Raw genomic sequence first — 25658 nt, 5'->3', positions numbered from 1 at the left:
CTTCGCTCAAGAGGCGGAGTCGCTCCCCCCACGCAGACGCCATCACCCCGGCGCGCTACCCGCGCGTTCGGGGCTGGCATTTCGATCTTTTTCTTGTAGGGGCGAATTCATTCGCCAAGCAGGCCGAAGGTCTGCCCTACCGAACCAGAACAGGACAGCTGCGCTGTCCTTGGCGAATGAATTCGCCCCTACAGCAGCTTGCACACCTCGTCGAAGCCCAGGCGCGGCCCTCGCGCGTGCAGCTTCGACGGATCGCCATAACCCAGGTTGACGAGGAAGCTGGACTTCACCTGGCTATCCGGGAAGTGCTCCAGCTGGAAGGCGTCCGCTCGCCCGTCGGCGGGGAAGAACTCGTGGTCGACCAGGGCATTGTCGAACCCCGACATCGGCCCGCAGTCCAGGCCAACCGCTCGCGCTGCCAGCATGAAATAGGCCCCCTGCAACGAGCTGTTGCGCCGCGCGGTGAGCCCGGCCAGTTCCGGCGTATTGGCGAACCAGGCACGCGCATCGGTGTGGGGGAAGAGCGTGGGCAGCTGCTCATAGAACTTCAGGTCGTAGGCAACGATAGCGGTGACCGGAGCCGCCATGGTCTTGTCGATGTTGCCCGGCGCCAGTGCGGGTAACAGACGGTTTTTGGCCTCGGGCGTTCGCAAGAAGAGGATCCGCGCCGGGCTGCAGTTGGCGCTGGTCGGCCCCCACTTCATGAGGTCGTACAGCTCACGCAACGTGTCGTCGCTCACCGGTTTGTCCAGCCAGGCACTGTAGGTACGTGCCTGACGGAACAGCAGGTCCATGCCTTCCTCGCTCAATCGCTTGCTCATCGCTGCCTCCTCTTGCCAGGGTGGCCGCACGCTCGTGCGGATGACCTGATGAGAATAGCCAGCGCAGCGCTCCACCTGTGACGATTCGAATCCACCGGCTAGCAGGATGAAGCCGATCCGGTAGGGTGCGCCGTGCGTACCAGCGGTTTGATGGGGTGCCGAAGCCGATCCCGGAATCGGTGCGCACAGCGCACCCTACGATCCAGACCGTGGGTGCGAGGGTACAGAAAAGCAGCCCATGCCTCAGGTCAGCAAACCAATGAACAAGCTGATGCTGACGAAGGCCAGCACGGTGCAGACCACCAGCGCCGCAGCACAGCGCCCCTCGAGTCCGAAGCGCTGGCCGAGGATCGGGTAGATGCTCATCATCGGCGAGCAGGCGAAGAGCACACCGGCGACTCGCAGTGCCGGGTCGACCGGCGGCAGCAGCTGGAAGCTGAGCATGACCGCCAGCGGGTGCAGGAGCAGCTTGCCGAGGCTGAGCTGGGCCACGTCCTTGACCAGGCCACCGGCTCGCAGTCCGTTGAGGCTGGCGCCGATGACGAAGAGTGCGACCGGCGCCGAGGCCGTCGCCAGCATCTCCACCACCTTGGCCGGCACGCTGGGCAGGCGGACGCCGAGCAGGGCCAATCCCAGGCCGATGCTGATGGAGATGATCACCGGATTGCGCAGCAGGCGCAGGAAGGTATCCAGCAGGGCCGCGCGCAATCCGCTGCCGTTCTGCCGACCCATTTCGGCCAGGGCCAGCGCCAGCGGAATCATCAGCAGGTTCTCCACCAGCATTCCGAGGGCCAGCGCCACGGCTGCCGGTGAACCGAGGACCATGGCCACGATGGGATAACCGATGAAGCCGCTGTTTGACACCGACATGCCAAGGCCCGCCAGCGCGCTGCCGCTGAGGCTGTCCTTGCGCACCATCCGGGAGAACAGGAAGCCACCCCAGAACACCACCTGGGACCCGATGCCGTAGGCCAGCAGGTAGGTGGCGTCGAACACCTCGTCCAGCGGCTTTTCCAGCAGTGCGCGTATGACCAGGGCCGGCAGGGCGAAGGTGATGACGAATTTGCCCATGCCCAGCACCTGCTCCGGACTGACCAGCCGCCCGCGGGCGGACAGGTAGCCGATTCCGATCAGGATGAAGATGGGCGCGGTGATGCCAAGAATCTGAAGCATTGGGGGCTCTGCGGTCAGCGGCTCCCTTCCCCGGGCTGGACCGGTTTCAATTGCTGCAACCGGCTGCGGGTACGGGAAAAGTCCATATGGGGATTGCCCCGACACAGGTCGTCCAGGCTGGCTTCGCTGGCCAGCAGGAGTTGGATTCCCGCGTCGTAGGCGATGTCGATCAGGTTGACGAAACGCTGTTGCACATCGATGGCTTCCTCACCGAGGCAGGGCACGCCGCTAATGGCGAGATGCAGGAAGCGCCTGCTCAGCCAAAGGAAATCGGCACTGGAATGGGGGCGTCGGCACAGCTCGTCGAAATCCAGCCAGGCCCGTTCGGTATCCATGGCCCGCAACCGCAGCGGATGGTGGTTGACCGCCACCACCACATCCCGTTCGGCCGCTGCGCTCAAACCCAGCTGATGTTCGATCCCGGGCACATCGGTGGCTGAAAGCGGCCAGCAATAGGTGCCCCAGGCTTCGAGTTCTCCGCGCCGCAAGCGGTAGTCTTCACCGCCGTCGAGGTTGAGCACGTCGAAGCGTTTTTCGATCAAGGAGATGGCCGGCTGGAAGCGTTCGCGGTACAGCGGGTTCGGGCAAAGCCCGTCCGGGTCGTAGTTGGAGGTGCAGACCATGCCCACGCCCTCCTCCACCAGCACTTTGAGCAGACGCCCGAGGAGCACAGCGTCGCCGATGTCGTGGACGTGGAACTCGTCGAAGCAGAGCAATGGCGTATCCGCTGCCAACGCCCTGGCCGCCAGTGCCAGCGGATCGGGCTGGCCGGTGAAGGCACGCATGCGTTCCTGCAGTTCCTGGAGGAAGGCGTGGAAGTGCACGCGGCGTTTCGCCGACAGCGGTGCGGCGGCGAAAAAGGCGTCCATCACAAAGCTCTTGCCGCGCCCTACTCCGCCCCAGAGGTACAGGCCCGCGACGGGACGACGCAACCAGCCCTTTTTCCCGGCCATGAACGACTCCAGCCATTGCCCGAGATGGGTAATGGCTGTGCGTTGCGCCGTGTCGGCCCGGTAGCCCCGGGCCTCCAGCAGTGCATCAAAATGCCGTTCAATGCGCTGGCCGACCGTTTCGGCCGGCGCATCGAATGCGGGTTCCCGCTCTCTAGAAGTCAAAGAACACCGTTTCCCCTTCTCCCTGGATACGGATGTCGAATCGATAGGCCAGTTTGCCGTCCACTTCGCAGCGGCGAGCCACCAGGGTTTCGCGGCGTTGTGGCTGCTCGATCAGGTTCAGCACCGGATCGATGGCATTGGCGCTGGCTTCGTCGTCGAAGTAGATGCGGGTCTGCAGGTGGATGTTGATGCCACGGGCGAACAGCGACACGTTGATGTGCGGCGCCATTGGCACGCCAGCGGCGTTCTTCACCACGCCCGGCTTGACCGTGTTCAAGGTCCACTCGCCGGCGTCGAAGGTGGTGGCGGTACGGCCGAAGCTGTTGAACGGTTTTTCCAGGTCGAAGGCGGTGTCGTAGACGCCTTCGTGGTTGGCCTGCCAGAACTCCAGGAAGGAGTCGCGCACCAGATGGCCATTGCCGTCGTAGACATTGCCGAGGAGCAGGATGTGCTGGCCCGGCGCATCGGCCTTGGCCATCTGGTTCCAGATTTCCTGGTCGCGGGTCGGGTTGCCGGCCGCTTCCAGGGCCAGGCCGATGTGCACGTAGGGGCCGGCCGTTTGCGAGGGGGTTTCCGGCAGCAGTTCGATAGGCATGCGCGTGCCTCCTCAGCGGTTTTCGAAGTGGGTCTTGCGCTGGCCGCGCAGGACGATGTCGAAGCGGTATGCCAGGCAATCCATGGGGATGGCGTTGCTCATGTCGAGCTTGGCGATCAGCGTCTGAACCGCGTCGGGGTTGGCGATGCTCTTGACGATGGGGCACATCGGGATCATCGGATCACCTTCGAAATACAGCTGGGTGATCAGGCGGGTGGAGATGGACGGCCCGCTGATGGAGAAATGGATGTGAGCCGGGCGCCAGTCGTTCGGGCCGTTGCGCCACGGGTACGGACCCGGCTTGATGGTGCGGAATTGGTAGTAGCCGTCGCGGTCGGTCAGCGCACGGCCGACGCCACCGAAGTTCGGGTCGAGCGGTGCCAGGTAACGGTCGTTCTTGTGGCGATAGCGGCCGCCGGCGTTTGCCTGCCACATCTCGACCAGGGTGTGAGGAACCGGCTTGCCGTACTGGTCGACAACCCGCCCGGAAACGATGATGCGCTCGCCGATGGGCAGCCCACCATTGTTGAAGTTGAGCAGCAGGTCGTTGTCGTGCTGGCCCAGCTTCAGGTGGGAGAAGTCCGGGCCGCTGGTCTCGGAGACGGACTGCGGAATGCTCACCAACGCCTGACGCGGAGAGCGGGCGATGGACGTCTTGTAATCGGGCGTGAAAGCTTTCGGGTGCCAGTTTCGGTCACGAATGACGAAGCGGCTGTTTTCCGCATCGGACATCACGGTTTCCTCTTGTTGGATTTATTGAGCGGCCAGGCTGCGGGCCGTGGAGCGCAGTTTCATCCAGTAGAGGTCAGCAGAAAATTGAAATCCTTGGCGCCATCCATAACCATTTGGTTATGTCAGACGCCCCTCGCGATAGTCCAGTGCCGCCTCGCGTAGGGTCTCCACCGCCCATTGCGCCGCGAGCGAAAGCGGCAGCGACGCGTTGCTGCAGATTCCCACCGAACCGCCGGGTTCCTTGAAACCCAGGTCCAGCTCCACCAGTTCACCACTGGCCAGGTCCAGGCGCACCGCGTCCAGGGGAGCGATCCAGACCGCATCGCCGCTCTGTACGTAACGCCGGCTCAGGGCCAGGGACAGGGTTTCCAGACGCTGGCGTGGCGGGCTGATGCCGCTTTGCACAAAGAAGCCATCGGCATGCTTGCGGATGGTCGTGCCGGCAAGGGGGAGCACCAGCGGAAAGCCGTCCAGCGAGCGTCGGTCGGCGCCCTCCTCCAGCAGCGGATGGCCAGCGCGAACCACCAGGGTCATGGACTCGCTGTACAGGTGTTCGAAGGTCAGGCCGTGGATTTCCGGGTTGTCGGTCACGCGTCCGACCACCAGGTCCAGCTCGCCCACCCGTAGCTGCGACAGCAGATAGGCGCCCGGCCCGGTCAGAACGCTGACCACCAGGGAAGGATGGCTCGAATGCAGGCGGCGCACGACTTCCGGCACCAGCAGCCCCTCAACCGTGGAGAGCACGCCAAGGCGCACGGTACCGGCGGCATACTCGCCTTCGCGGAGGCTGTTCACCCCGTCACGCAAGGCCTGCACACAAGGGCCGGCATAGCGCATGAAGGCCAGGCCGGCTTCCGTCAGGCTGACGCCGCTCTTGCTGCGTTCGAACAGGCTGGCATCGAGCACCTCCTCCAGTTCCTTGAGGGTCTTGGAGATAGCCGGCTGGCTCACTGCCAACTGGTCAGCGGCGCGGGCCAGGCTGCCTTGGCGCGCCACTTCGAGGAAGCACAGCAGGTGGCGGAATTTGATGCGGTTATCGATGTTCAACGGCGAGGTCCTGTTGCGGCTTGCCTGCGAAGGCTAGCGCAAGGACCGGACCCACAGCCAACTCCTATTTGAACCTGGGAAACCATGTCTGGACCGAACTCGTGTAGGAGCGAGCTTGCTCGCGAAGGATGGCGCTCGGACTGATCGCGAGCAGAGCTCGCTCCTACAGCTCCAGCGGCGAGTCGCGCTTACACCGCACACACCTTCCCGGCCAACTCTACGCGGCCGAAACGCGCACCGGCTTCCAGTGGCGTGATGGCCAGCAGGCGGTCCATGCGTACGGAACAGGGACCGTCCTCCACTTCCAGCACGAAGAACTCTTCCTTCTCCGGGTTGGTGTGGGTGGTCAGCGCCCTGGCCTCGAACCCGCCGCCGTCCACCAGCTCGACCTTCAGCAGGTAGCGATAGAGGCAGGCGATTTCCAGGAAATCGTGCAGGTCGCAATCCAGGGGCTGATACATGGCGGTCTCCTCAGCAGCCTTGCAGCGGAATGATCGAGTAGCCGTGTCGGCCGATGGCTTCGGCCACCTGCGGACTGGCGATCTCGCTGTGGCAGAACAGGCATTCGCTGGCGGCGATGTCGGCGTCCTGCACACCCCGGCTGGCCAGCCACTCGGCGGCGAAGCGCCCCGCCTGGAGCTTGTCGCCGCCGTCGGTAAGCACGTCGAAGTGCAGGTAACGGCCATCGCGGGTACGGACATGGGTATCGAAGACTTTCACCTGCATTTCGATGCCCTCCTTACTTCAGGTCCGCAATCGCGGCGCCGAAGTTGATGTGCAGCACCTGGTCGTCCACCACCAGGGCGGGCACCGATTTCACACCAGCGGCCTCGGCTGCGGCGACGCGGGCCGGGGCTTCGCCCAGGTGCACCACTTCCACCTGAACGTCAGGGGCGAGCAGGTTGAGGAGAGTCTGTTCAGCGGAAACGCAAACCGGGCAGCCGGCGTGGTAGTAACGGGCGGTAGTCATTTTCAGTCTCCAGGTTGATTTAGTATCGATTCGATACCGCAATCAGGTTACCCGGAGAACACCCTTTGTCAATATAGTTTTTACTCGATACTATTTATCGACGGAGGTGAATATGAGCACCCTTTTCGATCTGTTCGAACGACTGACCAGCCTGATGCGCATCTGGCACCGCGAGCACCCGCTGCTGGCCGATCTCCAGCCAGTGCAGCTCAGCGCGCTGGAATACCTGGCGCGCTGCAACCACTACTCGGACACGCCGCTGGCAGTGACCGATTACCTGGGGCTGACCAAGGGCACGGTATCGCAATCGCTGAAAGCACTGGAAGCCAAGGGGCTGATCGAGAAGCGTCAGGATCAGCAGGACAAGCGCAGCGTGCACCTGGTGCTGACGCCTGCGGCGCGTGAGCTGCTGGTGGCGGTGACGCCGCCTGAATTCCTGGCGAACGCCGCAGAGGCAATGGGGGCGGATGCGGAGGAACTGGAACGGCTGCTGGCTGAGCTGCTGCGTACCGTACAGCGCCAGGTGGATGTGCCCGGTTTCGGCCTGTGCAAGACCTGTCGCTTTCATCAGCAGCGGGACGGCGGCCCCTTCTGCGGGTTGACCCGGGAACCCCTGGCCCGCGCTTCCATCGAGCTGATCTGCCGTGAACACCAGCCGCGCGAACATGCAGCCTGATCAGCCCGGTTGGCTGGGAAAATGGAATCGTACGTCCGCACTGATAGGGCGCCCGCTCAAGACGGGCGCGCAAAGGTGTCAGACAAGGGCCTCCCTGCCCGGCTTTCCTCAGGCGCTTTTCTGGAACAGCTCGCGCCCTTCGTCCAGGCACTGATCCACCAGCCACCTGCCATGGGCCAGTGATGCCTGCTGGGCCTTGCCCAGTTCCGCCAGGAAGGAATAGCGAACGGGAAGCGCAATGCGGCGGGTGGTTTGCCCGTCGGGCGCGATGATGTGGCAACCGGCAGCCCAGGGCGTCGGAATGCCCGGATGCTCGAAGACGTCGGCGACTACGGTGTGGTCGCGGTGAACGCATTGCAGGGTGCTCATGGGGTCTACCTCTTTGTTGAATGCCCGGCGCAATGGGGTCAGCCAGTCCGGCAGGCGTGAGTGAAGTTCAACTGAAGGTCGGCGCATGCCTTGCTCTCATCCGGATATAGCACAGGGGGCGCTCCGGGACGTTTCACCTGACCGGGGGTCATGCCATTGGCCTTCCGGGAAATGTGCAGATTGGCTGTTCGGCGCGGACGGCCCGCGGACTAACGTAACGCCCTGCCCGCCCCTTGCGGGACGCCAACCACAACCACCGGCAATGCGGTATTTTTCCAGCCAGTCCCTCGCCGGAGCCATGCATGGAACTGCACATCGTCATCCAGGGCAGCAAGGACCTGTCCGGTCAGCTGTATCGCCAGTTGCGCGAGGCCATCGAGTCCGGACGCCTGAAGGCCGGTACCCGGCTGCCACCGAGCCGCTTGCTGGCCGAACAGCTGGGAATCTCGCGCAAGACGGTGTCCGATACCTATGCCCTGCTCACCTACGACAACCTGCTCATCGGCAAGGTGGGCTCGGGCACCTTCGTCAATGCCCAGTCCGCCGGGCAGGGGCGCAAGCAGGGACACGAATCCCTGGCCAGCGCAGCGATCATCTCCAGGTGGCGCAATATCTCCAGCAGCCTGGGCCATCCGTCCCCTGATGCGATGTTGCGCTACGACTTCATCGGCGGCGCCACCACCCGCAACCAGTTCCCCCAGGACGACTGGCGCCGCTGCACCCAGCACGCCCTGCGCCAGACCGCGAAATCCCGAGGCCTCTACAGCGAGGCAGCCGGCTTGCCCGCCCTGCGCGATGCCATTGCCCGCCATGTGGCCTTTTCCCGCGGCGTGCGCTGCAACGCCGAGGATGTCGTGGTGTGCAATGGCGCGCAGCAGGCGCTGGACCTGCTCGCTCGTGTGCTGATCGAGCCGGGCTGCAGCGTGGCCGTGGAGGACCCTGGCTACCCGCCGGCGCGTCAACTGTTCGCCGCCCAGGGTGCCGAGGTGATCGGCATTCCAGTGGATGCGGAAGGTATCTGCGTCGACGCCATTCCCGAGCATGTGCGACTGATCTACGTGACCCCGTCGCACCAATTCCCCCTCGGCATGCCCATGAGCCAGGCCCGACGCGAAGCGCTATTGGAGAAAGCCCTGCGCATCGGCGCGGTGATCATCGAAGACGACTACGACTGTGAATTCCGCTACGAAGGCCGTCCTACCGAAACCCTGCAGAGCCTGGACAGCCAGGGCGCCGTGGCTTACGTCGGCACCTTCTCCAAGTCCCTGCAGCCCGAGCTTCGCCTGGGCTACTGCATCCTGCCGCCCGCGCTTATCACCGCCATTACCGCCGCCAAGCAGCTCGCCGACTGCCATTGCTCGACCCTGATGCAGTGGACCCTGGCCAAGTTCATCGATGAAGGCTGCCTGCTCAAGCATATCCGCCGCTGCCACCCGCTCTACACCAGCCGGCGCGAGCGTATCCACGAGCGCTTCAACGGAGACCTCGGACGCTGGTTCGAGCTGGTGCCTTCGGTGGCCGGGTTCCACCTTGCGGTCCTGGCGAAGGTGCCGGTGGACATACCGCTGCTGGTGGAACTGGCCCGCAAGGTGGACGTCGGCATTTATCCGCTGGCCAGCTTCTCCTACCAGATACCGCCACGCAGCGGCCTGATGCTGGGCTATGGCGGCATCGAGACCCTGGACATCGACCCGGCGCTGGATCGGGTGCGGGACATCCTGGAGCAGATTGCATAAAGGGCGGCACAACCACCTGTAGGGGCGAATTCATTCGCCAAGCAGGACGCAGTCCTGCCGTAGGTTGGTCCGAGGAACGAGGCCCAACATTGCAGAGCCGGTGGATAGAAAAAGCGCTATCCACCCTACGGGCCGGCCACACCGACGTGGCAACGTAATCCTGATAGCCCGAGCATTTGAATTCGCCCCCACAAGAGCAAGCGTGCGAACTCCTTTCGCAGAATGAAAAAGGGGCTGCACCTGGCAGCCCCTTTTTTCACTCAACCCAACCTTCAGCCGCGATCGCGCCAGATGGTCTGCACGTTGAGGAATTCGCGCAGGCCGAAGTGGGACAGCTCACGACCGTAACCGCTCTTCTTCACGCCACCGATCGGCACGCGCGGGTCGGAGGCGGTGAAGCCGTTGATGAACACCGCGCCGCTGACGATACGACGGGCCAGCTTCTGTGCCTTGGCGGCATCAGTGGTCCAGAGCGCACCACCCAGGCCGAATTCGCTGTCGTTGGCCAGCTCCACGGCGTGCTCGGCGTCACGGGCGACGATCAGGGACGCCACGGGGCCGAAGATTTCCTTGCGGAATGCGGTCATATCCGGAGTTACGTCGGCCAGGATGGTCGGCGCGTAGTAGTTGCCCGTACCTTCCAGCTTGTGGCCGCCCAGCAGCAACGTCGCACCCTCGGCCAGCGTGGCCTGAACCTGACCATCCAGTTCGTCGCGCAGATCGAAGCGGGCCATCGGGCCGACGAAGGTGGAATCGGCTTGTGGATCACCGATCTTCAGTGCCTCGACCGCCGCCACGAAGCGCTCGGTGAAGGCTTCGGCAATGGGTGCTTCGAGGATGATGCGCTTGGCGGCGATGCACACCTGACCGGCATTGTTGAAGCGGCTGGTGACCGCAGCCTTCACGGCCTGGTCCAGGTCGGCGTCGGCCAGGACGATGAAGGGGTCGGAACCGCCCAGCTCCAGTACGCATTTCTTCAGCGCAGCACCAGCCTGGGAAGCGATGGCCGCACCGGCACCCACGCTACCGGTCACCGCCACCATGGCGATGCGCGGATCGGCGATGGCCACCGAAACCAGCGGCGGCTCGACGTTGATTACCTCGAACACGCCCTCCGGCAGGCCGGCTTCGGCCCAGGCGGCGCCCAGCAGACGGGCGCAACCCATGACGTTGGGGGCGTGTTTGAGCACGTAGCTGTTGCCGCCGAAGATGATCGGTACTGCGCCGCGCATGACCTGCCACACCGGGAAGTTCCAGGGCATCACGGCCAGCACCGGACCCAACGGCAGGTAAGCGACCACGGCTTTGTCGTCCTCTACCAGGGTCGGCTCGTCGGCCACCATGGCGGGACCGTGTTCGGCGTACCACTCGCAGAGCTTGGCGCATTTCTCGATCTCGCCACGGGACTGGCTGATCGGCATGCCCATTTCGGTGGTGGTCATCCGTGCCATGGTTTCGGCGTTGGCACGCAGGGCCTTGGCCATGCGCAGCAGCGCCGCGCTGCGTTCTTCCACGCTGAACCGGCTCCAGGCCTCGAAGCCACGCTGGGCAGACGCCAGGCTGGCTTCCAGGGCGGCGGCATCCTGGTAGGGATAACGGGCGATTTCTTCGCCGGTGGCGGGGTTGCGGGAGATGGCGGCAGGCTGAGTCATGTTGTCCTCGTTCTACGTGAGAGCCCCGTCAGGGCTCGCGATCAATCATGCGGCGACGTTAAGGCAGCGACCGATTCACGTAAAACGAATAATCCAGAAGAAAGTATTCACAAAAAGAGAATGGGTATCCGAGGCCCTGGCTCACCGACACACGGCTCTTCGTAGGGTGGATCACGCTTCACCGATCCACCATTAGGCGCCTGACCCAGCTCCGCCGGTGGATGGAAAAAGCGCCATCCACCCTACATAAGCGCGGCCAGCCGCCCCTTGCTCCTGTGGCCGCGCGTCAGTGGCCAGCTGCGGTGCTGTTCGTCCGGCGCCTCGGTGGTGACCACGTATACCCGTTGTTCGTGGCCATGGCGCAGCAACACGCATTGCAGCAATTTGCCGTCTTCCACGTCGAACCAGCGCGGCTCGCCGTCGTGGGTCATCTCCATGAAGCGCGCTACCCGCGCGAGCACCGAAGCCGGATTGAAGCGGTCCCAGCCTTCGGGCACCACGCCTTCGCCCTGCAACCAGCCTGTGGCCGGGAGTTCACCGTGTTCCTGGCTTCGACGTCCCCAGGGAATCCAGACCACGCCACGCTGTGGGTCATGGATGGGCAATGCCGCATCGGCATCGGGGTAGTTGATGAGTTGCCGGCTTCCTTCGGCGGTGAAGAGTCCACTGACTTCCACTGAATGACACATGACTGCCTCCCCTAGCCGAAGCAATTGTCATCGTTGCCAGGAATGCTGGTTCGGGGCCGGTTGTTGGCATCTCGGTATTTTTTTCCCACCCCTGCCGCCTGAGTTTCGTGACCGGGGAACAGGAGTCAAGACGCCGCCAGCCTGGCTTTGACAGGAGGGCCAGAGACGCGACGAAGCGCACTCAGACCGCGATCCGCAACGCCTACCCAGCCGATTGTCATTATTTTGACTGCCAGCAATTTCACGGTGATATCGTCATGGTTTGCCAGGATTTTGACGGAGATCCCGCCCCTCTCTACCACCACGGAAGCTCACTCGGATCTTCAGTCCTGAGCAAAGATGAATCCCCTTCGGGAGGAGGCGTCTCATGAACAGGCCCGACCCCATCCACTCGGCATCCGGCGATTCCCGCAGAACCTTTCTCAAGTTCGCCTCGGCTGCAGTGGCGGTCCCCTTCATCGGGCGCCCGCTTGGTAGCCTGGCCAGCGACGATGAAGGCGAAGAGGTCCTTCTGGTCATCCCGCCCAGCCCGCCAACCATTCCCTGGACCCTCGAACTACCCGAACGGATTACTCCGCTCGCCCCCGTCCTCCTGTCTCCAGCGCCCACCGAGCAGGCCAATGGTTCGGCTGGAGAGGCAGGCCGAGCGGTGCATCAGCGCTGGGCCGAACTGGCCTACGGGACAACCTACGAACTGACGGCACGGGAAAACCCGCAATGGCTCTTCAATGAGGCCTACCCGCGTCAGCCGATCTGGGGTTTCCAGGGCAATGAAGCGGAAGTCATGACGCCAGGACCCGTGATCTTCGCGCGCTATGGCGAGCCCATCGTCGTGCGTATCCGCAATGGTTTGCCCGCCGACCACCAGGGCTTCGGTTCACCAGAAATCGCCACCCACCTGCACAACGCCCACACCGGATCGGAAAGCGACGGCTTCCCCGGCGACTTCTACAGCGCCACCAAGGCCGGACCGACCCTTGCCGCTCCCGGGGAATTCCTCGACCACCTGTACGGCAACATCTACGCCGGTTTCGACGAGTTCCAGAACGGTATCGGCGACCCGAGGGAAGCCCTGGGCACGCTCTTCTACCATGACCACACCATGGATTTCACCGCGCCCAACATCTACAAGGGCCTGGTGGGTTTCTACCTGCTGTTCGATGACCTCGACTCCGGCGACGAGCACGATCCCAACCCTGGTGCGCTGCGTCTCCCCAGCTATCCCCATGACTATCCGCTGGCCTTCGGCGACAAGCGTTTCGCCCCCGACGGCACCCTGTTCTGGGATCAGGTCAGCCCGGAAGGCGTCCTGGGCGACAAGATCGCCGTCAACGGCATCATCGAGCCCATACTGCGCGTCGCCGCCCGCAAATATCGCCTGCGTCTGCTCAACACTGGCCCGAGCCGTTTCTACGAGTTCTACCTGGTGGATCGCCGCGGGCGCGACCAGCGCTTCACCTACATCGCCAATGACGGCAACCTGCTGCCCGCGCCCTTGCGCGATCAGACGCGGGTCCGGCTGGCCGTGGCCGAGCGCGGCGACATCGTGGTGGACTTCTCCGCCTACCCGCTGGGAACCGAGCTCTATCTGGTCAACCGCCTCACACACAAGGCCGAAGACACCCGGCAACCCAAGGACGTACGCAGGCCCGGCGTGCAGGTGCTCAAGTTCATCGTCGACCGCATGCCCCTTGAAGCCGATGTCAGCCAGGTGCCGGACCGCCTCCGCGAGCTGCGCCCGCTCACCGCCGAAGAGATCGCCGCGGCGCCGACACGACGCTGGGTGTTCGACCGCGACAAAGGCCTGTGGTCCATCAACGAGCGCTTCTTCGACCCCAATCAGATCAACGCCCGTATACGCCAGGGCAGCGCCGAAATCTGGGAAATGGTCAACCCCGAGGATGGCTGGGACCACCCTATCCACGTCCACTTCGAGGAAGGTCGCATCATCAGCAAGACGGTGCTGGGTCGCGCCGTGCCGATTCCGCTCCATGAGCAAGGGCGCAAGGATGTCTACGTGATAGGCGAAGACATGACCGTCCGGGTGTTCCTGCGCTTCCGCGACTTCCTGGGCAAATACGCCATCCATTGCCACAACCTGATCCACGAGGATCACGCCATGATGGGTCGCTGGGATATCGAACTGGACACCGGTGGACCATCACCCAGCAGCGGCAGCGGTATGGCACGCAGTGAATCGCCACTCCCGGGAGGCCGCACATGAACACTCGGCGCATGGTAATCGGCGGGCTGGGCCTGGCGGCGCTTGGCGGCGCCCTGGGTTACAGCCTTGCCCCGACTTCGCAATCGACGACGCGCAAGTCCGACGGCCGCTTCCCCAATGTTCCTGTGCAAACCCATGACGGTCGCCAGCTGCATTTCTACGACGACCTGGTGCAGGGCAAGGTGGTGGCGATCAACATGATGTACGTCCAGTGCGAAGGCAGCTGCCCAGCCATGATCGCCAACCTGCGCAGGCTCCAGATCCTCCTCGGCGAGCGACTGGGGCGCGATGTATTCCTCTACTCCATCAGCCTGCAACCTGCGCTGGATACCGCCGACGTACTCAGGGACTACGCCGAACGCCAGGGCGTACGTCCGGGCTGGCTGTTCCTCACCGGCAAGGAAGCGGATATCCGTCGCCTGCGCTACGGCCTGGGCTTCTACGACCCCGTACCGGAGGTCGACGGTAATCTCACCAGCCACATCGGCATGCTCCGCATCGGCAACGACCGCACCAACCGCTGGGCCATGGCGCCGGCCCTGTGCGACGCCGAACGCATCATTGCCACCATCAACCACGTGGATACGGCGATGGTGGCGACTGCTTACAAGGATGCAGCCGTACCGACCTGAGACGGCGCGCAACGTAGCCAGCGAGTTGTTCAAGAAAAAACTTCTCGTCGGGATGTAACGCTGCTCGTCGTCCAAACTCTCCTTTTTCGAAGGCGGTGATTCCGGCACCCAACAAGTCCGGGACACCCATCGCCTTGGGCGCCCAGCCCTATCGACCCATCAGAAACGGAGAGAACAACCATGAAAAACCCGACTGCCAGTGTCGTATCCGCAACCGGCCTCGCCCTTGCCCTGAGCACCGCCATTGGCCTGGCCATGGCGCCCATGGGGGCCCAGGCCGCCGACAACGAGAAATGTTTTGGTGTCGCCATGAAAGGCAAGAACGACTGCGCTGCCGGCGCCGGCACGTCCTGCGCGGGCACCGCCAAGATGGATTACCAGGGCAACGCCTGGAAGTACGTCCCCACCGGCACTTGCGAGAAGACGGCGTCGCCTTCTTCGCCCACCGGCCATGGCCAGTTGCAAGCCTTCAAGGACGAGAAGAAGAGCTGACCACTACCGGCAGGAGCGCGCGCCATGACCCTGTCTTCACTGCCACCTGCTCCTGCCGGCCGCTTGCCGGCACGGGCCGGGATCGGGCTGAAGTCCCAGCACCACCGGGACCTGCTCGAATCCCGGCCGGCCCTCGGTTTCCTTGAGATCCACGCCGAGAACTACATGGTGGAAGGCGGCCCCTTCCACCATTACCTGGGGTTGATCCGCGAGGATTATCCCCTCTCCATCCACGGCGTCGGCCTGTCCATAGGGGCCGACCAGCCGCTGGACAAAGCCCATCTCGACCGCCTGGCCGCGCTGCTCCGCCGCTATGAGCCGGCGTCATTCTCCGAGCACCTGGCCTGGTCGACTCATGGCGATTTCTTTCTCAACGACCTGCTGCCACTGGCCTACGACCAGGCCAACCTGGAGCGGGTCTGTGCGCACATCGACCAGGTCCAGGACCATCTGCAACGGCCGATGCTGCTGGAGAATCCGGCGACCTACCTGGAGTTCAGCCGCTCCACCCTGGACGAAACCGAGTTCATCAGCGAGGTCGTGAAACGTACGGGCTGTGGCCTGCTGCTGGACCTCAACAACGCCTACGTGTCGTGCATCAATCACAACCGCGCTGTGCGCGCCTACCTGGAAGCCCTGCCCCTGCACGCGGTCGGCGAAATCCACCTGGCGGGGTTCGCCGAGGATCGCGATGCCGCCGGTTCGCGCCTGCTGATCGATCATCACGGATCGGCCGTCGATGACGCGGTCTGGACCCTCTACGACGAAACCCTGGAACGCCTCGGCCCGGTGCCGACGCTGATCGAGCGGGACAACGACATTCCCGCCCTGGACGTGCTGGTACGTGAGGCCGAGCGCGCCGATCGTAAGTTGGAAAAGGAGCGTTCAACATGAACACCGACGCCTTCGCCGCTGCCCTGCTCGCCCCGGAGCCGGCCTGCCCGCCCGGCCTGGTGACCTGGAATGGCTCCGATCCGATGCGGCGTTTTGCGGTCTATCGCAACAATGTGCTGGCCTCGCTGATCAACGCGCTGGCGGATACCTTTCCGGTGGTAAAGCAATTGGTGGGTGATGAATTCTTTGCCGGAATGGCGCGCCTGCACGTACAAGCCACGCCGCCTCGCTCACCGCTGCTGGTCTTTTACGGCGAAGACTTCCCTGCCTTTATCGCGAACTTCCCACCGGCTGCCAGCCTGCCTTACCTGGCCGACATGGCACGCCTGGAACTGGCGCAGGTGCACGCCTACCACGCCGCTGACCTGCCGTCCCTGGACAGCACCGTCCTGGCCGACGTCCTGACCGATCCGCAATGGCTGCCCGGCCTGCAGCTCTGGCTGCACCCGTCGATTGCCGTGATCAGTTCCGACTACGCCATCGCCTCGCTCTGGGCCGCCCATCAGGGATTGCTCGGGCTGACTGAGGTCGACCCCGGTCAGCCCGAGTGCGCCCTGGTACTGCGCAATGGCCTGGAGGTGGAAGTCAGCCGCATCGGCGCCGGTGAGACGGCCTTCATCCAGGCCCTGATCGCGGGCAGTCCACTCGGCCCTGCCGTGGGCGCCGCGCTGGCCATCGATAACGCGTTCGACCTCGGCACCACCTTCGCTCGCCTGCTGGCGGGCGGCGTCATCACCCGGTTCACCCTCCATCGCGGGAGTCAGATGCCATGAATGCCACCATCCAGATCCACTACAGCCACCTGCCCGCCAAACTGGTGGTCCAGGCCATCGAACTGTGCAAACGGATTCCCTACAGCCTGGTGGCCTTCGTTGCGCGCTTCTCCGTTGCCGCGATCTTCTGGAAATCCGGACAGACGAAGGTGGAAGGCCTGGCCATCGACCTGGTGGACGGTACCTTCCAGCTGGGCATTCCACACCTCTCCGCCTCGGCCATCCCCTTGTTCACGGACGAATACAAACTGCCCTTCTTCTCACCAGAACTGGCCGCCCACCTGGCCGCATTCGCCGAGCACTTCTTCCCGCTGCTGATCCTGCTCGGCCTGGCCACGCGCTTTTCCGCCCTGGCCCTGCTGGGCATGACGTTGGTGATCCAGTTCTTCGTCTACCCCGACGCCTATCCCACCCACGGCGTCTGGGCGGCCTGCCTGTTGCTGCTGGTCAGCCAAGGACCGGGGGTGTTGTCCATCGATCATCTGATCGGGCGGCGGTATCAAGGTTGAAATCCCCCAGTGGGAGAAAACTGTAGGAGCGATTTCAATCGCGATGGGCTGCGCAGCAGCCCACCAGGCGCTGCTCCACCGGGCTCCGACGATGGATGAAAAGAGCGTCATCCACCCTACGTACTATGCAAGCCCGTTAACGAGCGATCCGAAATTCCTTCGGTGATTGCCCCGTTCCGCGTTTGAAGAATCGGGAGAAATAGGCCGGTTCGGAGAAGCCCAGGCTGTCCGACACCTGATTGATGGTCATCGCGGTGTAGACCAGGCAGCGCTTGGCTTCCAGCAGCAACCGCTGGTTGATCATCTGCAGCGCCGACTGCCCGGCCAGGCGTCGGCACAGGGCGTTGAGATGAGCGGCGCTGATCCCCAGACGCTGGGCGTAATGCTCGATAGGCAGGTGTTCGCGGAAGTGCTTCTCCAGCAACCGGGCGAACTCCTGCAGGTGCAGCCGCCCGCGATCCTGATGCTGGGCTTCGGCCTGGGACAGGGCCAGCGAGCGACGGCCAATCCACACCAGCAACACACTGATCAGGGACTGCAGCATCAGCTCGCGCCCCGGCGCCGCTTGGGCGTACTCGCGGCTGATGGCTTCGAACAAGGTGTCCAGGTAGGGCTGGCTGTCGCCGGCGGCGAAGCAGGCCGGTGCCAGCAGCGCATTGCTGTCGAGCAGCCCCGCCACCTGTTCCACCAGAGGCAGCGCCAGGGTCAGCACATGGCCGTCGACATCGTTGGAAAAGCGAAAACCATGCACGCAGAGCGCCGGCACCACCTGCAGCGACGCGCAGTCGACCCGATTCACCCGCCCTTCCACTTCCAGCTCCGCGCGACCGGAGCGCACGTAGAGCAACTGCACCAGGTCGCCATGCTGGTGGGGCTTGATCTCCCATTCATGCAGGCGGCTGCGCGACTCGATCGATTCCCAATGGATCAGGTCCGGCGTCGGCCAGGCGGCCGTCTCGCCGTAGAGCTTGAACACCGGGACAGGGGAATGGGTGTGTTCGATCATCGAACCTCCAATGGCATCAATCCATGAAAAGTCCATGAATGACCTTGGATATTGCCTTCAAAGCCAATGCCCATCCACAAAAAATACAGGCTCACCACAACAACAGGTAAGCCGCGACTGCCTTGCGCCGGCTACCGAAATCCTTCGAGAGGACAACAACAATGAGAACCCAGGTCGCCATCATCGGCGCCGGCCCGTCCGGCCTCCTCCTCGGCCAGTTGCTGCACAAGGCCGGTATCGACAACGTCATCATCGAACGCCAGAAGCCGGACTACGTCCTTGGCCGCATCCGCGCCGGGGTGCTCGAACAGGGAATGGTCGACCTGCTGCGCGAAGCCGGCGTCAGCGAGCGCATGGATCGCGAGGGTCTGGTACACGACGGCTTCGAGCTGGCCTTCGACGGTCGTTGCGAACACATCGACCTCAAGGGGCTCACCGGCGGCAAGAGCGTGATGATCTACGGCCAGACCGAGGTGACCCGCGACCTGATGGACGCCCGCGCCGCCTGTGGCGCGCGCAGTGTCTACAACGCGGCCAACGTCCAGCCCCACGACCTGAAATCCGACGCCCCCTACGTGACCTTCGAACAGGACGGCCAGACCCTGCGCCTGGACTGTGACTACATCGCCGGCTGCGACGGCTTCCACGGTGTTTCGCGCAAGTCCATTCCCGCCGGCGTGCTCAAGGAGTTCGAACGCGTCTACCCCTTCGGCTGGCTGGGCGTGCTGGCGGACACCCCGCCGGTGAACGACGAACTGATCTACGCCAACCACGAACGCGGCTTCGCCCTGTGCAGCATGCGTTCGCCTACCCGCACCCGTTACTACGTGCAGGTGGCGGCCGAAGAAAAGGTCGAAGACTGGTCCGACGCGCGCTTCTGGGATGAGTTGAAGAGCCGCCTGCCCGAGCAGACCGCAGCGAAGCTGGTCACTGGCCCTTCCATCGAGAAGAGCATCGCCCCGCTGCGCAGCTTCGTGGTGGAGCCCATGCAATACGGCCGTCTGTTCCTGCTCGGCGACGCCGCCCACATCGTCCCGCCCACCGGCGCCAAGGGCCTGAACCTGGCGGCCAGTGACGTGAATACCCTGTTCCGCATCCTGGTGAAGGTCTATGGCGAGGGCCGCGTCGACCTGCTGGAACAGTATTCGTCCATCTGCCTGCGGCGCATCTGGAAGGCCGAACGCTTCTCCTGGTGGATGACCTCGCTGCTGCACCGCTTCCCGGAAACCGACGATTTCGGACGCCGCATGCAACAGACCGAACTGGACTACTACGTCGGTTCCGAAGCCGGTCGCAAGACCATTGCGGAGAACTATGTGGGCCTGCCGTACGAGGCGATTGGCTAAGGGACCGGCTCCGGCGCGCACCGGATTGCATTGCTGCGGTGCGCGCGGCGCACCCTACAGGCGAGGTGAGCCGTAGGGTGCGCCATGCGCACCGATCCCGGCACTGTCGTCACCATCCCGCCTGGCGGCCTCCCGCTCATGACCTAGGCTTGCAAGGGCGATTGGCAAGAATTCCAGAAGTTCGGTTCGTGCAGACCAAAGGAGTGCAGTCATGGCGCAGCAGAATCCCGTCAATACCAACGCCGGACAGAAATTGCGCGGCGTGAATCTGGGCGGTTGGCTGGTCCTGGAGAAGTGGATGACCCCGAGCCTGTTCGAGGGTCTGCAAGCCACCGATGAAACCACCTGGTGTGCCGAGATGGGCGCACGAGCCCCGGAAAGACTGAAGCAACACTGGAACACCTTCATCACCCGAGACGATTTTGCCTGGCTGCACGAACGCGGCCTCAATGCCGTACGCATTCCCGTGGGGCACTGGATTTTCGGGCCGGATTACCCCTACCACCCGAAATACGGCGAAGCCCACCACCCCTTCGTCGAGGGCGGCATCGAGGTGCTCGACCGGGCCTTCGCCTGGGCCGACGAATTCGGGCTGAGGATCGTCCTCGACCTGCACGCCGCACCCGGCTGCCAGAACGGCTTCGACAACGGCGGCATCAAGGATGTCTGCGAATGGCACACCCAGGATGAGTACCGCGCGCATTCGCTGAGCGTGCTGGAACGCCTGGCCGAACGTTATCGCGACCAGAGCGCCCTGCATGCCATCGAGGTTCTCAACGAGCCCCGCTGGGATGTGCCGACCGACTACCTCAAGGGCTACAACCAGGACGCCTACCAGCGCATTCGCCAGCACTGCAGCGCAGACAAGGTCAGCGTGGTGTTCCACGACGGCTTCCGCGACTACGAGCAATACCTGGGCTTCATGCAAGCACCGGAATTCGCCAACGTCGTGTTCGACATCCACCGCTACCAGTGCTTCGAGCGTGGTGACATCGACAGCGATATCTATACCCACATCCACAAAGCCAGCGGCCAGTGGAAAACCGAGGCGGACGGAATCATCCAGCGCCTCGGCATCCCGGCCTATTGCGGCGAGTGGAGCCTGGGGCTGGACCTGAAAGTCGTTTCGCTATGGGCCGAAGGGCCGTTCAACCATGCGCTGGAAAACATGGACCGCTTCCAACAGGAAGTCGCCTATCGCGGCTACGCCGCAGCGCAACTACTGACCTACGAGAAATACCTGGGCTGGTTCTTCTGGAGCTACAAGACCGAGACCACGCCGGCCTGGTGCTTCCGTGAATGCGTCCAGCGCGGTTGGTTGCCCTCAGCTTTTTCGTAGCGCACGCAGCGGCGTGCCATAGCCCACAACCGCGTCGTTCGGCAGGTGGCTGAGCAGGAGCTTGCGCTGGTAGTTCCGCTCCAGGCCCGTCTGGAAACTGATGGCCAGCAGCGTCGTGTCCGGCAGTTCGCGATGCAGCATGTCCATCAGATATTCCTCGCCCTGCGGCTCGAAGGCACTCGTGGCCTCCTCGATGAACACCCACGCGGGTTGCTGCAGGAACAGCCGGGCGATACCCAACCGTTGTTGCGCCCGCAACGGCAGCACGCTCTGCCAGTTCTCGACCTCGTCCAGGCGTTTGGCCAGCCAGGCGACCCCCGCGGATTCAAGCGCGTCGCGCAATGCGCTGACGGTGTAGGTGTCAGCCGGATGCGGATAACAGAGCGCCGCGCGCAGGCTGCCAACGGGCAGGAAGGGGCGCTGCGGCAAGAAGCACATGGCCGGCCCCGCCGGCAGCCAGACCTCCCCGTGTCCCCACGGCCACAACCCGGCCATGACCTTGAACAGCCCGATGGTGATCGTGGGATCGCCGGAGATCAGCACCCGCTCCCCTCGCTGGATCACGACGTTGAGGCCCTCGATCAGGACCTGACCATCAGGGTTGGAGATACACAGGTCGCGCAGCACCATTTCGGTCTTCTGCGACTGTGTGAGGTTGATCCGATGCCCCTGCGGTTCGGTGCCGCGCTCTTCCAGGCTCACCAGGTCACGGTACAGGCTCATCACGCGGTCCGCCGATGCCCGGCACCGCGCCAGTTCCGCCAGATTGTCGATCGGCCATGACAGTGCCGACGTCAGCTGTTGGAACGCCTGCGCCGCCTGCATCAGCACCCCCAGCGTCATGCTGCCGGCAACGTACTGGGGCGCCATGATCAGGATCGGGAATACCGGCAGAAGCACGCCGTAGCCCGAAGAGAAAGACACGATTCCAAGATAGGCGCGGGTCTGGCGATACCAACGGTGACCCAACTCGGCGAAATGCACCGAAGATTGCTGGCGCTCGGCCGCTTCCCCCTGCATCAACGCGATGGACTCGGAGCTTTCCCGGGCGTGAGCCAGACCGAAGCGGAAATCCGCCTCCGCGGACTGCAATTTGTTGGTCGCCCTGATCAGTGGACGCCCGAGGAGCATGCCGAAGATCGTTCCCGCGCCGGCGTAGGCGACGGCCAGGATCACCATGTAGCCCGGCACCATCAACGCGGTTCCGGGAAAATTGGCACTGCCGGTGACCGTCAGCAGGATGTCGGCAAAGCTGCCGAAGATCAGCAACGAGTAGACCAGCGAGTGCGTCAGGGCAATCGAGCTCTCGGTAAAGACGTGAATGTCTTCGGCGATGCGACCGTCAGGATTGTCATGCTCCCCTTCGGTCAATTGCAGTTGGTAGTGATGCCCGTGCGCCATCCACTTGTCGAGGACCCTGGCCGTGAGCCATTTGCGCCAGTCCAGTTGCAGCCAGCGCTTGACCCGCATGTGCAGCGCGGTGACGCCAACGGTCAGGAGCAGGATCACCACGAAGGCGCCGATCTGCACCATCAGGCGATTCAGCGACCTGGCCTCCAGGGCATCGAACAGCGCCCGGTTCCAGTAATTCAGGCAGATCACCAATGCGACCTGCGCCAGGGTGAGCGCAAGCAAAGCCAGGGTGTAGCCGCGCGCCTTCCATTTCTCCGTGGAGTTCCAGTACGGCATCACCAGACTCAGGAACTGCCAGCGCGATCTTGCCGCCGGCCGGAACATCTAGCTGCCACTCGATTCAGAGAAAAGACGAGCAGGCGCCCTGGAAGAGTCAGGCCCCACCTTGTGCTGCGCACAGGCGACGCAGCAGTTTCCCCATTGCGGGCGAGCCTGTGTTGCCGCCCTGTTCAGCATGCGAAGCATCATCTGACCCCCTGCTGCTCGAGGCCGTGGCCTCAGGTTGCTCAGCGAACTCCGGGGAGCGCGTTGTCTGCCCTGCCGATGGTTGGCTCTCGGCGAGGGTCTGCCGCGGGACGTGGCTGCAACGCAGGGACAAACGAGGGCAGACCATCTGATCTCGGCTCGTCGGCCTCGTTGCATGGCAACGCCGGTAAGGTTGATTCAAGCACACGGAATCTGATCCACCGTTTTTTTCCAGACCGTCGAGCGCCGCTGGCCGAAAAAGGTGGATCGACGGACCTGCCAGATGGGCCGCCGTTTCAGCTGGCGCTGCCGATCAGCTGGCTGATCACCGCCCTCAGCTTGCCCGGTTTGACCGGCTTGTTCAGCAACGGGACGCCGAGCCCCTGCAGCTTGCGTCGGCACTGGTCGCTGCGGTCAGCGGTGATGATCACCGCCGGAATTTGCCGCGCGAAGCGCTGGCGAAGGGCCAGAATCACATCGCAACCAACCATGCCGTGGTCCAGGTGATAGTCGACCAGGATCAGGTCCGGCGCCTGATCCTCCAGCACCTTCTGGGCGGTGGCCAGGTCAGTGGCGGTCAGCACTTCGCATCCCCACTGTCCCAGAAGTGCCGACATGCTTTCGAGAATGTCGGGTTCGTTATCCACTACCAACAGGCGCCGGCCGGGGAGTGGATCGCCGGTTACGGAGCGTGGTTCTACAAGGGCTCTCGTCTCGGGTTGCGACGTGGCCAGCGGCACTTCAATGCTGAACACCGAGCCTCGCCCCAACTGTGACCTCACCTCAACCCGATACGCCAGCATGCTGGCAATCCGGTCGACGATCGCCAGACCCAGCCCTACGCCCTTGCGTTCGGCCGCACGACCGACGTCCAGCTGATTGAACTCCAGGAAGATCGCCTGCAGTTTGTCCTCCGGAATGCCACGACCGCTGTCCCAGACTTCCAGGCGCAGATGGTCACCACGGCGACGGGCGCCCATCAGGACGCGCCCGCGCTCGGTGTAGCGGCAGGCATTGCTGAGGAAGTTACGCAGAATTCGCGTCAGCAGGCGGAAGTCCGTACTGATGCACAGGCGCGGAATGCGCACACGCAGCCCCAATCCAGCAGCTTCGGCGACGCTCTCGAACTCCGAGGCCAACGGGCCCAGCACCTCGTCCAGTTGGTAGACATCCACATCCGGCTTGATCGCGGCCTGGTCCAGCTTGGAAATATCCAGCAGGTCGGTCAGCAGGTCCTCGGCCCCTTCCAGCGCCTGGTGGGTGCGCTCCACCAGCTTTTGTTCGGACGCCGGCAGCTCGCGCTCGCGCAAGGTGGAAACCAGCAAGCGCGCAGCGTTCAACGGTTGCAGCAGATCGTGGCTGGCAGCGGCCAGGTACTTGTCCTTGCTCAGGTTGGCCGCCTCGGCCGCATCCCGGGCCTCGCGCAACTGCTCGTTCAGCGCCTGGAGTTCGCGAGTGCGGTCCAGCACGCGCTGCTCCAGTTCGTCATTGAGGGTCTGGTAGCGGTTGCGCTCGGCCTCCAGCTCCTCCAGGCGCGCCAGCAGTTCTGGGTAATGGCTCTTGCGCGCGGAGTGACTGCCCAGACCAAGCAGGCCGGTCAGGGCGTCGCGCGGGTCGTCAGAGGGCCTCGGCATACACCACCTCGACATCCCGCTGGCTGGATTCGCGCGGGTTGGTGAGGATGCAAGGGTCGCCCATGGCGTGACGCGAAAGGAAGGGAATGTCCGATGTGCCAACGCCATGCAGGCTGAGGGTCTCATGGAAGCCCACCGCGCGCTTCAGGGTCACCAGGTGCTCCACCAGACGCTGGCGTACCTGGTTGTGGGTCAGGCCACGGCAATCGATGCCGAAGGTCTCGGCGATCACTTTGAAGCGCTCCGGGGCGGCACTGTAGTTGAAGGCCACCACGTGCTCGACCAGAACCGCGTTGCACAAGCCGTGCGGCAGGTCGAGGAAGCCGCCGAGGCTGTGGGACATGGCATGCACGGCGCCGAGGATCGCGTTGGAGAAGGCCAGCCCGGCCTGCATGCTGCCGAGCATGATCTTCTCGCGCAGGGCGATGTCCTGTGGATTGGCGATCATCGCCACCAGATTGCCGTTGATCAGGCGCATGGCTTCCAGCGCATGGGGGTCCGTGAGCGGACCGTGCCCCGTGGAAACGAAGGCCTCGATGGCATGAACCAGGGCGTCGATGCCGGTACAGGCAGAGAGGAACGGGTCCATGCTCAGGGTCGTTTCCGGGTCGATCAGCGACACATCGGGCACCACCGCCTTGCTGACGATGGAGAACTTCATTCGCTCCTGCTGGTTGGAAATGATCACGAACTGCGAAACGTCAGCCGAAGTGCCGGCGGTGGTCGGGATCAGAATCAGCGGAGGGCTGGGTACGGTCAGGGTGTCCACCCCTTCGAACTCGAGGATGCTGCGGCCATGGGCAACCACGATGCCGATGCCCTTGGCGCAGTCCATGGGGCTCCCACCGCCCACGGCGACGATCACGTTGCAGCCCATGGCGCGGTAGTACTCGGCCCCTTGCATCACCTCCTCCACGCGGGGGTTGGGCGATACCTGGGTGTAGAGGCAATGATCGATGCCCTGGGCCTGGAGGCTGGCCTCCACATCAGCGACCCAGCCCGCGGCTTGCACGCCGGGGTCGGACACCACCAGCACCTTGCGTGCGCCGAAGGTGCTGGCGTAATTGCCAACATTGTGCCGGCAGCCGGCGCCGAAAATGATCTCGGGAGAAACGAACTTGCGAAGCAAGCTGATATCGTGACGCATCAAACGGCTCTTTCTTGTAGTTATGCGGTGAGTAGGACCCAGCCTACTGGATTCACGGGGCTTTTCAATCAGACCTTGGGAGCTTTCCTAGGTCCCACATCCTCCATTCCTACAGGAAAACCAATTGCGAGCTCGGCACCCCCTGACATTCCGCTACCGGTGCGCACGGTGTTCAGCCGGGGGACATAGGTAACGGGTGTCGGGAGACA

26 protein-coding genes are annotated in these 25658 nt (G+C 63.7%); 10 read left to right on the top strand and 16 right to left on the bottom strand.

Annotated features, from left to right (window positions below; translation table 11 throughout):
• Positions 1-188: 188 nt before the first annotated feature.
• The 9 genes from MnOB_RS24990 to MnOB_RS24950 form a co-directional block, all read right to left on the bottom strand.
• Entirely contained in the window at positions 189-821 is a 633-nt protein-coding gene (locus MnOB_RS24990) for a malonic semialdehyde reductase (protein WP_077527235.1), read from the bottom strand.
• A gap of 243 nt (positions 822-1064) precedes the next feature.
• A complete protein-coding gene (locus MnOB_RS24985; RefSeq protein ID WP_077527234.1) occupies positions 1065-1994 on the bottom strand; it encodes an AEC family transporter in 930 nt (309 codons plus the stop codon).
• Positions 1995-2008: 14 nt separating this feature from the next.
• Positions 2009-3109 carry a cell division protein ZapE gene (zapE, locus tag MnOB_RS24980; protein WP_077527233.1) on the bottom strand — a complete coding sequence of 367 codons (1101 nt, stop codon included), beginning with the start codon at positions 3107-3109 and terminating at the stop codon, positions 2009-2011.
• The gene (gene pcaG, locus MnOB_RS24975; protein ID WP_077527232.1) at positions 3099-3704 is read right to left on the bottom strand and encodes a protocatechuate 3,4-dioxygenase subunit alpha; all 606 of its coding nucleotides are present in this window, start codon (positions 3702-3704) and stop codon (positions 3099-3101) included. The genes zapE and pcaG overlap by 11 nt, the downstream gene beginning before the upstream one ends.
• A gap of 12 nt (positions 3705-3716) precedes the next feature.
• Entirely contained in the window at positions 3717-4436 is a 720-nt protein-coding gene (gene pcaH, locus MnOB_RS24970; protein ID WP_077527231.1) for a protocatechuate 3,4-dioxygenase subunit beta, read from the bottom strand.
• Between the two features lie 117 nt (positions 4437-4553).
• A complete protein-coding gene (gene pcaQ, locus MnOB_RS24965; RefSeq protein ID WP_077527230.1) occupies positions 4554-5483 on the bottom strand; it encodes a pca operon transcription factor PcaQ in 930 nt (309 codons plus the stop codon).
• A 188-nt stretch (positions 5484-5671) separates the two neighbouring features.
• Positions 5672-5944 carry a Rho-binding antiterminator gene (locus MnOB_RS24960; RefSeq protein ID WP_077527229.1) on the bottom strand — a complete coding sequence of 91 codons (273 nt, stop codon included), beginning with the start codon at positions 5942-5944 and terminating at the stop codon, positions 5672-5674.
• 10 nt (positions 5945-5954) lie between these two features.
• Complete coding sequence (locus tag MnOB_RS24955) at positions 5955-6209, bottom strand: DUF2024 family protein (RefSeq protein ID WP_077527228.1); 255 nt, start codon at positions 6207-6209, stop codon at positions 5955-5957.
• Between the two features lie 13 nt (positions 6210-6222).
• On the bottom strand, positions 6223-6453 hold the full coding sequence (locus tag MnOB_RS24950) for a glutaredoxin domain-containing protein (protein ID WP_077527227.1): 231 nt from the start codon (positions 6451-6453) through the stop codon (positions 6223-6225).
• Positions 6454-6559: 106 nt separating this feature from the next.
• Here MnOB_RS24950 and MnOB_RS24945 point away from each other — a divergent pair, with 106 nt between their 5' ends.
• Positions 6560-7129, top strand: a complete 570-nt coding sequence (locus MnOB_RS24945; protein ID WP_234358328.1) for a MarR family winged helix-turn-helix transcriptional regulator — start codon at positions 6560-6562, stop codon at positions 7127-7129.
• Positions 7130-7237: 108 nt separating this feature from the next.
• On the opposite strand, the gene MnOB_RS24940 is transcribed toward MnOB_RS24945, so the two are convergent.
• Positions 7238-7498 carry a hypothetical protein gene (locus MnOB_RS24940; protein ID WP_077527223.1) on the bottom strand — a complete coding sequence of 87 codons (261 nt, stop codon included), beginning with the start codon at positions 7496-7498 and terminating at the stop codon, positions 7238-7240.
• Between the two features lie 302 nt (positions 7499-7800).
• Between MnOB_RS24940 and pdxR the strand changes: the two genes are divergently transcribed.
• Positions 7801-9234, top strand: a complete 1434-nt coding sequence (pdxR, locus tag MnOB_RS24935) for a MocR-like pyridoxine biosynthesis transcription factor PdxR (protein ID WP_077527221.1) — start codon at positions 7801-7803, stop codon at positions 9232-9234.
• A 272-nt stretch (positions 9235-9506) separates the two neighbouring features.
• Here pdxR and MnOB_RS24930 read toward each other — a convergent pair whose 3' ends face one another.
• Both MnOB_RS24930 and MnOB_RS24925 read right to left on the bottom strand, forming a co-directional pair.
• Positions 9507-10886, bottom strand: coding sequence for an aldehyde dehydrogenase family protein (locus MnOB_RS24930; protein WP_077527219.1), 1380 nt, complete (start codon positions 10884-10886; stop codon positions 9507-9509).
• Between the two features lie 242 nt (positions 10887-11128).
• Positions 11129-11575, bottom strand: a complete 447-nt coding sequence (locus tag MnOB_RS24925; protein WP_077527217.1) for a hypothetical protein — start codon at positions 11573-11575, stop codon at positions 11129-11131.
• Positions 11576-11942: 367 nt separating this feature from the next.
• Between MnOB_RS24925 and MnOB_RS24920 the strand changes: the two genes are divergently transcribed.
• The 6 genes from MnOB_RS24920 (at position 11943) to MnOB_RS24895 (ending at position 17099) form a co-directional block, all read left to right on the top strand.
• The gene (locus MnOB_RS24920; protein WP_077527215.1) at positions 11943-13799 is read left to right on the top strand and encodes a multicopper oxidase family protein; all 1857 of its coding nucleotides are present in this window, start codon (positions 11943-11945) and stop codon (positions 13797-13799) included.
• Positions 13796-14431 carry an SCO family protein gene (locus MnOB_RS24915; protein ID WP_077527213.1) on the top strand — a complete coding sequence of 212 codons (636 nt, stop codon included), beginning with the start codon at positions 13796-13798 and terminating at the stop codon, positions 14429-14431. The genes MnOB_RS24920 and MnOB_RS24915 overlap by 4 nt, the downstream gene beginning before the upstream one ends.
• A gap of 180 nt (positions 14432-14611) precedes the next feature.
• Entirely contained in the window at positions 14612-14923 is a 312-nt protein-coding gene (locus tag MnOB_RS24910) for a BufA1 family periplasmic bufferin-type metallophore (protein ID WP_077527211.1), read from the top strand.
• A gap of 24 nt (positions 14924-14947) precedes the next feature.
• Entirely contained in the window at positions 14948-15817 is an 870-nt protein-coding gene (gene bufB / locus MnOB_RS24905) for an MNIO family bufferin maturase (protein WP_077527209.1), read from the top strand.
• The gene (locus MnOB_RS24900) at positions 15814-16590 is read left to right on the top strand and encodes an HvfC/BufC N-terminal domain-containing protein (RefSeq protein ID WP_077527207.1); all 777 of its coding nucleotides are present in this window, start codon (positions 15814-15816) and stop codon (positions 16588-16590) included. Before bufB ends, MnOB_RS24900 begins: the two co-directional genes overlap by 4 nt.
• Positions 16587-17099, top strand: coding sequence for a DoxX family protein (locus MnOB_RS24895; protein WP_077527205.1), 513 nt, complete (start codon positions 16587-16589; stop codon positions 17097-17099). Before MnOB_RS24900 ends, MnOB_RS24895 begins: the two co-directional genes overlap by 4 nt.
• Before the next feature lie 136 nt (positions 17100-17235).
• Here the strand turns inward: MnOB_RS24895 and MnOB_RS24890 are convergent, their stop codons facing one another.
• Positions 17236-18105: a helix-turn-helix domain-containing protein gene (locus MnOB_RS24890; RefSeq protein WP_077527203.1), complete on the bottom strand. Its 870-nt coding sequence runs from the start codon at positions 18103-18105 to the stop codon at positions 17236-17238.
• A gap of 161 nt (positions 18106-18266) precedes the next feature.
• Here MnOB_RS24890 and pobA point away from each other — a divergent pair, with 161 nt between their 5' ends.
• Positions 18267-19451 (top strand): 4-hydroxybenzoate 3-monooxygenase, encoded by a 1185-nt coding sequence (gene pobA, locus MnOB_RS24885; RefSeq protein WP_077527201.1) that lies wholly within the window; start codon positions 18267-18269, stop codon positions 19449-19451.
• A gap of 211 nt (positions 19452-19662) precedes the next feature.
• Positions 19663-20790 carry a glycoside hydrolase family 5 protein gene (locus tag MnOB_RS24880; protein WP_077527200.1) on the top strand — a complete coding sequence of 376 codons (1128 nt, stop codon included), beginning with the start codon at positions 19663-19665 and terminating at the stop codon, positions 20788-20790.
• Here MnOB_RS24880 and MnOB_RS24875 read toward each other — a convergent pair.
• The 3 genes from MnOB_RS24875 to ercA all read right to left on the bottom strand — a co-directional run bounded on the left by MnOB_RS24875 (position 20776) and on the right by ercA (position 25449).
• A complete protein-coding gene (locus MnOB_RS24875) occupies positions 20776-22479 on the bottom strand; it encodes an ABC transporter ATP-binding protein/permease (RefSeq protein WP_234358327.1) in 1704 nt (567 codons plus the stop codon). The two genes, MnOB_RS24880 and MnOB_RS24875, sit on opposite strands and share 15 nt — an antisense overlap.
• A 485-nt stretch (positions 22480-22964) precedes the next feature.
• Positions 22965-24302 (bottom strand): hybrid sensor histidine kinase/response regulator, encoded by a 1338-nt coding sequence (locus MnOB_RS24870; protein WP_077527197.1) that lies wholly within the window; start codon positions 24300-24302, stop codon positions 22965-22967.
• Positions 24286-25449, bottom strand: a complete 1164-nt coding sequence (gene ercA, locus MnOB_RS24865) for an alcohol dehydrogenase-like regulatory protein ErcA (RefSeq protein WP_077527195.1) — start codon at positions 25447-25449, stop codon at positions 24286-24288. The genes MnOB_RS24870 and ercA overlap by 17 nt, the downstream gene beginning before the upstream one ends.
• Between the last annotated feature and the right edge of the window lie 209 nt (positions 25450-25658).

The organism is Metapseudomonas resinovorans (genome assembly GCF_002003485.1).
In the GTDB taxonomy this organism is placed as follows: domain Bacteria; phylum Pseudomonadota; class Gammaproteobacteria; order Pseudomonadales; family Pseudomonadaceae; genus Metapseudomonas; species Metapseudomonas resinovorans_D.
This window is presented reverse-complemented; position numbering and strand designations above follow the sequence as displayed.

Bases quoted from the DNA above. Each gene is read 5' to 3' on its own strand.
- MnOB_RS24875 (WP_234358327.1), bottom strand. From the start codon at position 22,479: ATGCCGTACTGGAACTCCACGGAGAAATGGAAGGCGCGCGGCTACACC.
- MnOB_RS24985 (WP_077527234.1), bottom strand. From the start codon at position 1,994: ATGCTTCAGATTCTTGGCATCACCGCGCCCATCTTCATCCTGATCGGA.
- pcaH (WP_077527231.1), bottom strand. From the start codon at position 4,436: ATGTCCGATGCGGAAAACAGCCGCTTCGTCATTCGTGACCGAAACTGG.
- pdxR (WP_077527221.1), top strand. From the start codon at position 7,801: ATGGAACTGCACATCGTCATCCAGGGCAGCAAGGACCTGTCCGGTCAG.
- MnOB_RS24950 (WP_077527227.1), bottom strand. From the start codon at position 6,453: ATGACTACCGCCCGTTACTACCACGCCGGCTGCCCGGTTTGCGTTTCC.
- MnOB_RS24940 (WP_077527223.1), bottom strand. From the start codon at position 7,498: ATGAGCACCCTGCAATGCGTTCACCGCGACCACACCGTAGTCGCCGAC.
- MnOB_RS24955 (WP_077527228.1), bottom strand. From the start codon at position 6,209: ATGCAGGTGAAAGTCTTCGATACCCATGTCCGTACCCGCGATGGCCGT.
- MnOB_RS24890 (WP_077527203.1), bottom strand. From the start codon at position 18,105: ATGATCGAACACACCCATTCCCCTGTCCCGGTGTTCAAGCTCTACGGC.
- MnOB_RS24930 (WP_077527219.1), bottom strand. From the start codon at position 10,886: ATGACTCAGCCTGCCGCCATCTCCCGCAACCCCGCCACCGGCGAAGAA.
- ercA (WP_077527195.1), bottom strand. From the start codon at position 25,449: ATGCGTCACGATATCAGCTTGCTTCGCAAGTTCGTTTCTCCCGAGATC.
- bufB (WP_077527209.1), top strand. From the start codon at position 14,948: ATGACCCTGTCTTCACTGCCACCTGCTCCTGCCGGCCGCTTGCCGGCA.
- MnOB_RS24900 (WP_077527207.1), top strand. From the start codon at position 15,814: ATGAACACCGACGCCTTCGCCGCTGCCCTGCTCGCCCCGGAGCCGGCC.
- pcaG (WP_077527232.1), bottom strand. From the start codon at position 3,704: ATGCCTATCGAACTGCTGCCGGAAACCCCCTCGCAAACGGCCGGCCCC.
- MnOB_RS24910 (WP_077527211.1), top strand. From the start codon at position 14,612: ATGAAAAACCCGACTGCCAGTGTCGTATCCGCAACCGGCCTCGCCCTT.
- MnOB_RS24920 (WP_077527215.1), top strand. From the start codon at position 11,943: ATGAACAGGCCCGACCCCATCCACTCGGCATCCGGCGATTCCCGCAGA.
- MnOB_RS24895 (WP_077527205.1), top strand. From the start codon at position 16,587: ATGAATGCCACCATCCAGATCCACTACAGCCACCTGCCCGCCAAACTG.
- MnOB_RS24960 (WP_077527229.1), bottom strand. From the start codon at position 5,944: ATGTATCAGCCCCTGGATTGCGACCTGCACGATTTCCTGGAAATCGCC.
- MnOB_RS24990 (WP_077527235.1), bottom strand. From the start codon at position 821: ATGAGCAAGCGATTGAGCGAGGAAGGCATGGACCTGCTGTTCCGTCAG.
- pobA (WP_077527201.1), top strand. From the start codon at position 18,267: ATGAGAACCCAGGTCGCCATCATCGGCGCCGGCCCGTCCGGCCTCCTC.
- MnOB_RS24925 (WP_077527217.1), bottom strand. From the start codon at position 11,575: ATGTGTCATTCAGTGGAAGTCAGTGGACTCTTCACCGCCGAAGGAAGC.
- MnOB_RS24915 (WP_077527213.1), top strand. From the start codon at position 13,796: ATGAACACTCGGCGCATGGTAATCGGCGGGCTGGGCCTGGCGGCGCTT.
- MnOB_RS24880 (WP_077527200.1), top strand. From the start codon at position 19,663: ATGGCGCAGCAGAATCCCGTCAATACCAACGCCGGACAGAAATTGCGC.
- MnOB_RS24870 (WP_077527197.1), bottom strand. From the start codon at position 24,302: ATGCCGAGGCCCTCTGACGACCCGCGCGACGCCCTGACCGGCCTGCTT.